We start from the raw sequence: 7,280 nt of genomic DNA on the forward strand, positions 1-7,280 counted from the left end.
AATAAGACAACATTAGATGGCGCTTTTATTCGATTAGAGAAGCAACGTGGTAGTTGACCTTCTACGGCTCTTATAGAGCTCCGCTTTTGGCAGGCAGCAGCCAGTCAGTGGACCGGCATGTCTGTTAAGAGCGAACAGCGGACATGCCGCATCTCTTCCATGAGGCAGCGGATTTAGTTCCTGAGGCAACAGACTTTAGCGGTTGTCTCTTATCGTGGGCAGACGCAAACCGTCGTTGTTGTCACTCTTGCATCGTAACAACAACTTTGCCCTTCGCATGTCCCCGGGCAAGATAGTCAAGAGCATCCTTTGTCGCTGCAAAGGGAAAAACCTTGTCGATCACAGGGATGATGTGTTCCGCTTCTGTGAGTTTGCTTATTTGAGTTAATTGAGCGCCGTCAGGTCGAACGAAGAGAAATGAATAGGTCAGGCCTCGTTTTTTCGTAAGACGTATAATCTTACGACTCATCAGCCGGAACACAAAACGCAGTAAAAAGTTCAATCCCCGGGCCTGTGCGAACGCGGCATCTAACGGCCCGATGAGAGAAATAATCTTTCCGCCAGGTTTAAGAATTTGAGTGGACTTTTCAATTGCATCCCCTCTGACAGTGCCCAGAACAATATCGTAGCCACTCAGTACGTTTTCAAATTCCTGATTTTTATAGTCGACCACTTCATCTGCGCCCAGACGATTTACCCACTCGACGTTCACTGAACTTGTTGTTGTTCCCACCTTCGCACCAAGGTGCTTAGCCAGTTGGATCGCAAAGCTCCCAATTCCTCCGGAACCTGCCGGGATGAAAACCTTCTGTCCAGGCTGCAGATTCGCTCGCTCTGTGAACGCCTGCCAGGATGTGAGGCTCACCATCGGAAGTGAAGCTGTCTGCACAAAATCCAGATTTGCCGGTTTAATAGCCGCGAGACTTTCAGGAACCACAACAAATTCGGCCAGGGAGCCCATTCCCGTATCGAAAATACTGGCAAAAATTTCGTCACCCGGGATAAAACGGGTCACACGAGCCCCCACTGCAACGACGACACCGGCCAAATCACTGCCCAGCGTCGCAGGGAGTTTAAAATGCAATACCGGCTTAAACATTCCGGTTGGGATCATGTTGTCAATCGGGTTAAGGCCAACCGCGTGTACCTTCACCAGGATTTCATCAGCACCGGGGGAAGGAAAATCCACGTCATCGAATCCCGGGTCAGGGGATTTACCATAACGTTTAAACGTAAAGGCTTTCATCGTCCTGCTTTTCATTTGTTCTTTACCCTTTAGTATTTGCCAGTAACATTTTTCACAGGGGTCTTGTTGCTGAGTAAAAAGGCGGTACCCAGGAACAGCTCGATTAACACGGCAAAAAGGATCTGCCCGCTAACATGCCCTTCGCGCCATTCAGCGATGCCCAGCACGGCTGAAATAATCGCTATTGTGCTGATACCCGCGGCCAGAGCATAACGGGCCGGGGAAGGCCCGGCATTTCTGGCCAGGAAACACATAACGCTTATTCCTGCAAAAAATGCAGCCGAGCGGCGACAAATAACGTCGGTACCCGGCGTGGTCTCAATGCCCCATTGCGTTAAAAGCTGTTCCGGGAAAAACATCCATGCCGTGGCCAGGATGAAAAACAACACCGCAGTCAGAACAGCCAGTTGAGAAAATTTCATTTTTAACCTTTCGCATCCAGCTGAAGACTTTTACGCACGACCTTATCCAGGAATGAGGCAGGCGCGAACCTGAGGAGAAAATTCAATTTACCGGCCAGCGTTCCTGCCGTGTATCGCACTTTTGGATGTAAAGCCTGAGCGGCTTTAACCACAACATCACCTACTATCTCAGGGCTTTCCGCTTCGGCCATTGCCTTGCCAAGCACTTTCGCCAGCTTAGCCCGGATCAGGTCATACTCTTCAAGCCTGGCGTCCGGCTCTATAGTATTGGCTCCAAACTGTGTTTTCATGTAAGCAGGTTCGATGACAGAAACCCGGATACCCTGCGTGCGTAATTCATGATCCAGTGCCCCCGTATACCCCTCGACCGCATACTTACTGGCAGCATAAAGTGCCACATACGGAAACGGAACGACCCCAAGTATCGAGCCGATGTTAATAATGCGCCCACTGCCCTGGCGGCGCATGTGAGGGATCACCGCCCGGGTCAACCTGACGATGCCCAAAAAGTTGGTGTCGAACATATGCCTGGCCTGTTCGACAGAACTTTCTTCCGCAGCCGCCGGAGCGATCCCAAAGCCTGCATTATTCACCAGAAGATCTATCCGCCCCTCCAGACGCAGCAACTCCTCAATGGCGGCCCCGACAGAAGCGTCGTCTGTCACATCAAGTGTCAGTAACGGAAACGGATGCTTTCCCGCCAGGGCGCCACGCCGGCTTGTGCCATATACCGTATACCCCGCCGCTAAAAGTTTAATTGCCGACGCTTCGCCAATACCTGAGGACGCGCCGGTAACCAACGCTACTCGTTTTTTTGTCATGCTGAATAAGGCCTTCATGATTTGTTTGAGGTTTCTCATCGCTGCTGAGAGGAAACGCTATAAGGGATTTATATCGGGTTTACTTCTCTGCAGAACAGCCGGAAGACCGTTCTGCAGAGTGCACCTCATTGACTAAAGTGCTTTATATCGTTCGGCAGCTTCATCTTGTCTGATGTCAGAAAGCAGAGCCTGACGCGAAGCATCGAGGGTGTCCCAGCGTGAAGCATTATGTAACGGCGGGATGGTGACGAGCTCACGGCGATCAAAGCCAACCAGTGCGGCATCCACCAACTCGCCCACTTCCATGAATTTTGTCGAGTTACTGATATCGATACCCGCACGGTCCCAAATTTCCGTGTAAGTGCCGGCAGGGAGCACCGCCTGGATATAAATGCCCTTAGACGACAGCTCTACATTCATTCCCTGGGACAGGAAAAGCACAAAGGCTTTGGTTGCGCCGTAAACCGTCATGGCAAATTCCGGGGCCAGGCCTACGACGGAACTGATATTAACGATCGAGCCTTCACCCGCCTGCACAAACCGTGGCGCCACGGCACTGGCAAGCCTCGTCAGGGCGGTGACGTTAAGCGCTATAAGGCTTTCTATCGATTCAGGCGTCTGCTCTGTAAAACTGCCAGACTGCGCGATACCCGCGTTATTGATAAGAATGCCAATCTGCGTGTCTTCACGCAGGCGGGCTTCGACCTGGGCTAAATCACTCGCTTGCGTGAGGTCGGCAGGCAAAACATCGACAGAAATGCCATTTTCCTGTCGCAGACGATCGGCCAGTATTTCTAACTTCGCTTTGTCACGTGCAACCAGAACAAGGTCGTGACCCCGGCGGGCAAACCGTTCAGCGTAGACAGCACCAATACCCGTGGAGGCACCTGTAATGAGAACTGAAACTTTAGTCATGTTGATCTTCTTTAATAATGTGTAAACAGAATTCGCACTGCGCGATGTATGTAGAACCGTGACACCACAGATCTACTTGCTGGTCTCGGCAAGCGACGGATAATCGGTGTAGCCTTGCGCGCCACCGCCATAAAGTGTTTCAGGATTGAGTGGGGCCAGAGGCGCGCCCGTCTTCAGTCTTTCGACCAGATCCGGATTGGAGATGAACGGGCGACCAAACGCGAACAGATCGGCTTTGCCTTGCGCAAGTTGAGTGGACGCCAGCGCCAGGTCATAGCCATTGTTGCCGATCCAGGTGTTTTTAAAGCGCTGGCGTAGTGCGTCGTAATCGAACGGTGATACATCTCGCGGGCCGCCCGTAGCACCTTCAACCACATGGAGGTACACAATATCTAATGCATCGAGTTGTTCAGCGAGGTAGTCATATTGTGGCTGCGGATCACTGCACGAAATCGCATTAGCAGGTGAAACCGGTGAAATGCGTACGCCAGTGCGTTCTGCGCCGATCTCATCCTTTACGGCCGCCGTGACTTCCAGCAGCAGGCGCGCACGATTTTCGACAGAGCCGCCGTATTCATCATTACGCTGGTTTGCGCCATCTTTCAGGAATTGTTCCAGCAGATAACCATTTGCACCGTGGATCTCAACGCCGTCAAACCCGGCGGCAATGGCATTGGCGGCAGCTTTTCTGAAATCGTCGATAATCCCCGGTATTTCCTGCAGCTCGAGCGCACGTGGTTCAGAGACGTCCGTAAAACCGTTGTTCACAAAGGTCTTGGTCCCGGCACGGATGGCGGACGGGGCGACCGGCGCCGCGCCACCCGGCTGTAAATCGACATGCGAAATTCGTCCTACGTGCCATAACTGTACAAATATGCGCCCACCTTTGGCATGCACCGCATCAGTCACTTTGCGCCAGCCATCGATTTGAGCCTGTGTATAGATACCCGGCGTATCCTGATAGCCCTGCGCCTGTGCGGAGATCTGCGTGGCTTCAGTAATCAACAAGCCTGCTGTTGCGCGCTGGGCATAGTAGGTCGCCGCCAGTTCGTTGGGAACCAAACCGGCTCCGGCCCGGTTACGCGTCAGCGGTGCCATCACGACATGATTGGCAAGTGTTATTGGCCCGAGATCATAAGGTTGAAATAATGTCGTCATGTTTATTCTCTTGCTAAGTGGTGGGTCAAAGGTCAATTTAATGATGATGTTCATAATCTATAAAGTCAACTGGTTTGATTATGATCATCATCAATGTATACTTAGACCCTATTTTTGAGAGGTGTAGCAAAGCATGAAAGTGTCAAAAGAGCAGGTTCGGGAAAACCGGACACGCATTGTTGAAACGGCTTCAGAACTTTTTCGTGAACGCGGTTTTGACGGCGTGGGCGTTGCGGAACTGATGTCAGCGGCAGGGTTAACCCACGGCGGTTTCTATAAGCACTTTGGCTCTAAGGCTGATCTGATGGCGGAGGCAATGAACTGCGGTTTTACGCGTTCTGCAGAAAGCACGGCAGGTGTGGACCGGGAAAGATTTATTGAATACTACCTCTCCCGACCCCATCGCGATGATATGGGAAAGGGCTGCGTGATGTCGGCACTTGGTGCTGATACAGCCCGGCAGTCTGAATCAATCAGGGAGACTTTTGCGGCCGGAATTGAACGTCAGTTGGCAGTTTTAGAAAATGAACATGAAACGCGTGCAGACCTGATAGATACCATAGCGCATCTTGTCGGTGCCCTGGTACTATCCCGAGCCTGCCCGGATAATTCCGCTCTTGCTGATGAAATTCTGGATGTGTGCCGCATGCGTCTTCTCCATCAGGACGCCCGTGAGGATTGAACTGCCAACGTCTGCTCCTGGCACATAGCAGACCCTGAAATAATTAAATTCCCCCGGTAACAACCAGCACGCCGTGCCATCACGTTAGCCCGGCCACTGCGTCCGGAAGGGTTCACCCTGTCGTCATGCTCACCCGTTCCCCGCCGTGCGCGGGACATTCAGTCCGCTCCGGCGGCGCGTGCGGCTTCGCGTCCGCACTTGTTTGCTCAGCTGTTCGCCCGTCTGTGTGGCGGTCACGGCACCACAGGGGTGCCCCTTCATACACAGGAGCAGAACATGTCCCGTTTCATGCAGGGTGACAGCGTGCAGCTGATGGCCACCTTTCCGGATACCAGCATCGATTTCATTCTCACTGACCCGCCGTACCTCGTCGGCTTTAAGGACCGGTCCGGCCGTTCGATCGCCAACGACGTTAACGACGAATGGGTACTGCCGGCCAGCCAGCAGATGTACCGCGTACTGAAAAATAACAGCCTGGCGGTGAGTTTTTATGGCTGGAACCGCGTCGATACCTTCATGCAGGCCTGGAAAGCGGCCGGTTTCCGCGTCGTGGGCCACCTGGTCTTCACCAAATCCTATGCCTCGAAATCCGCCTTTGTCGGCTACCAGCACGAAAGCGCCTATGTCCTGGCGAAAGGCCGCCCGGCACTGCCGCAGAACCCGCTCCCGGACGTGATGCCCTGGGAATACACCGGCAACCGCCATCACCCGACAGAAAAACCGGCCAGCATCCTGCGCCCGCTGATTGAGAGTTTCACCCGGCCCGGTGACCTTGTGCTGGATCCGTTCGCCGGCAGCGGCTCTACCTGTGTCGCCGCCGACCAGTGCGGCCGGCGCTGGATTGGTATCGAGCTGATGGCGCAGTACCACGCCGCCGGGCTGCGCCGCCTCGGCGAACAGCGCGCCCTGATGCACCCGGCTGCGGCGTGATGCCCCGGCGCCACACGCACACAACGACACGGCGGGCGGCGTTCGCCACCCGCGACGCGAATACAGATTAAGAAGAGAGAAAATCATGCTGTACGGAACCCGTAAGGAACTGAATAAAAAACTGAAACGCGCCTTTGGCGACACCGAAAAACTTGCCCTGCTGGTCTGGACCCGCGAAACCATTATGGGGGCGGCGGAGGACATGACGGAGCAGGAAGCCGACCACATTCTGGCGGAGATTGGCAGTGCCGGCAGCGGTGACCATGCGGAAGAGGGGATTTCCTTTGGTACGGTACTGGAACTGCTGGCCGGTCTGCGGGCGGCGCCGCAGATGGTCAGCGTACCGGCTGCACTGCTGGAACAGGTGAGCTGCTGGGCTGAGCGCGGTCTGAATGAGCAGGATGCGGCGGCCTGGGATGCCGGGAAGTCCACGCCGGAGACGGTGGCACGGGGGCTTTCTGCCCTGTCGGCGCTGAGATACCTGATGGCCGCATGAGGGGGAACACCATGAACGGACAGACCCCTGACAGGGCCGGCGATGAACTGGCGGCCGATGTGGCCGCCATCGATGATGCGCTGACGGCGGTGTATCTGCGTATTCATACGATGCGCCAGCGCTGGCCGCGCGACAGTGACTGTGCTGAAGCCCGGCTTGCCATGCTGGCCGTGGAGGACATTAACGACGCCCTGCATGATGCATCCCGGCGTGTCGCCCGGCTGCGGCGCTGCCTGAGCCGGTGAGGATCGGGCCGGGGTGGTTATTTTATGACCACCCCCGTTTTTTCCTCTGTCACCAGGGCCGACGGGCTTTTATCCACAGGGTTATGCCCGCACTGTGCAGCCGCGCTGTGGAAAAGGATGTTGCTGCGCGCCGCTGTTTTCCGCCTGCGGCCGGGAAGGGCAGAAAACCCTGTCCGTGCGGTCTGCGGCCGGTGCCGTGACTTCACTTTAGCCCGGCCGCTGCGTGTTCAAGAGATCGCAAGCTCGCCTCCTCCCCCGTTCGCACTCGCCTCTGCGCGCTTACTCCCGTCGCGTCTCCGCTCATGCTTCGCGTCTCCGCTCATGCTTCGCGTCTCCGCTCATGCTTCGCGTCTCCGCTCATGCTT

Annotated in this window: 9 protein-coding genes; 4 read left to right on the plus strand and 5 right to left on the minus strand. The window is 55.0% G+C overall.

Going from position 1 to position 7,280, the window contains the following annotated elements; genetic code table 11:
- Nucleotides 1-241: 241 nt before the first annotated feature.
- The 5 genes from DK872_RS25550 to DK872_RS25570 all read right to left on the minus strand — a co-directional run bounded on the left by DK872_RS25550 (nucleotide 242) and on the right by DK872_RS25570 (nucleotide 4,562).
- The gene (locus tag DK872_RS25550; protein WP_161518973.1) at nucleotides 242-1,261 is read right to left on the minus strand and encodes an NADP-dependent oxidoreductase; all 1,020 of its coding nucleotides are present in this window, start codon (nucleotides 1,259-1,261) and stop codon (nucleotides 242-244) included.
- Between the two features lie 14 nt (nucleotides 1,262-1,275).
- Nucleotides 1,276-1,668, minus strand: a complete 393-nt coding sequence (locus DK872_RS25555) for a hypothetical protein (protein ID WP_161518974.1) — start codon at nucleotides 1,666-1,668, stop codon at nucleotides 1,276-1,278.
- A 2-nt stretch (nucleotides 1,669-1,670) separates the two neighbouring features.
- A complete protein-coding gene (locus tag DK872_RS25560; protein WP_161519037.1) occupies nucleotides 1,671-2,489 on the minus strand; it encodes an oxidoreductase in 819 nt (272 codons plus the stop codon).
- Nucleotides 2,490-2,621: 132 nt separating this feature from the next.
- A complete protein-coding gene (locus tag DK872_RS25565) occupies nucleotides 2,622-3,404 on the minus strand; it encodes an SDR family oxidoreductase (protein ID WP_161518975.1) in 783 nt (260 codons plus the stop codon).
- A 72-nt stretch (nucleotides 3,405-3,476) separates the two neighbouring features.
- Entirely contained in the window at nucleotides 3,477-4,562 is a 1,086-nt protein-coding gene (locus DK872_RS25570; RefSeq protein WP_161518976.1) for an alkene reductase, read from the minus strand.
- A gap of 133 nt (nucleotides 4,563-4,695) precedes the next feature.
- Here DK872_RS25570 and DK872_RS25575 point away from each other — a divergent pair, with 133 nt between their 5' ends.
- From DK872_RS25575 to DK872_RS25590, 4 genes are all read left to right on the plus strand, one after another.
- Nucleotides 4,696-5,244: a TetR/AcrR family transcriptional regulator gene (locus tag DK872_RS25575; protein ID WP_161518977.1), complete on the plus strand. Its 549-nt coding sequence runs from the start codon at nucleotides 4,696-4,698 to the stop codon at nucleotides 5,242-5,244.
- Nucleotides 5,245-5,520: 276 nt separating this feature from the next.
- The gene (locus tag DK872_RS25580; RefSeq protein WP_161519038.1) at nucleotides 5,521-6,174 is read left to right on the plus strand and encodes a DNA methyltransferase; all 654 of its coding nucleotides are present in this window, start codon (nucleotides 5,521-5,523) and stop codon (nucleotides 6,172-6,174) included.
- 85 nt (nucleotides 6,175-6,259) lie between these two features.
- Nucleotides 6,260-6,670 carry a DUF1380 family protein gene (locus DK872_RS25585; protein WP_161518978.1) on the plus strand — a complete coding sequence of 137 codons (411 nt, stop codon included), beginning with the start codon at nucleotides 6,260-6,262 and terminating at the stop codon, nucleotides 6,668-6,670.
- An 11-nt stretch (nucleotides 6,671-6,681) separates the two neighbouring features.
- The gene (locus tag DK872_RS25590) at nucleotides 6,682-6,915 is read left to right on the plus strand and encodes a hypothetical protein (protein ID WP_161518979.1); all 234 of its coding nucleotides are present in this window, start codon (nucleotides 6,682-6,684) and stop codon (nucleotides 6,913-6,915) included.
- Nucleotides 6,916-7,280: the final 365 nt, after the last annotated feature.

The organism is Kosakonia sp. MH5, from assembly GCF_009935945.1.
Classification (GTDB): Bacteria; Pseudomonadota; Gammaproteobacteria; order Enterobacterales; family Enterobacteriaceae; genus Kosakonia; species Kosakonia radicincitans.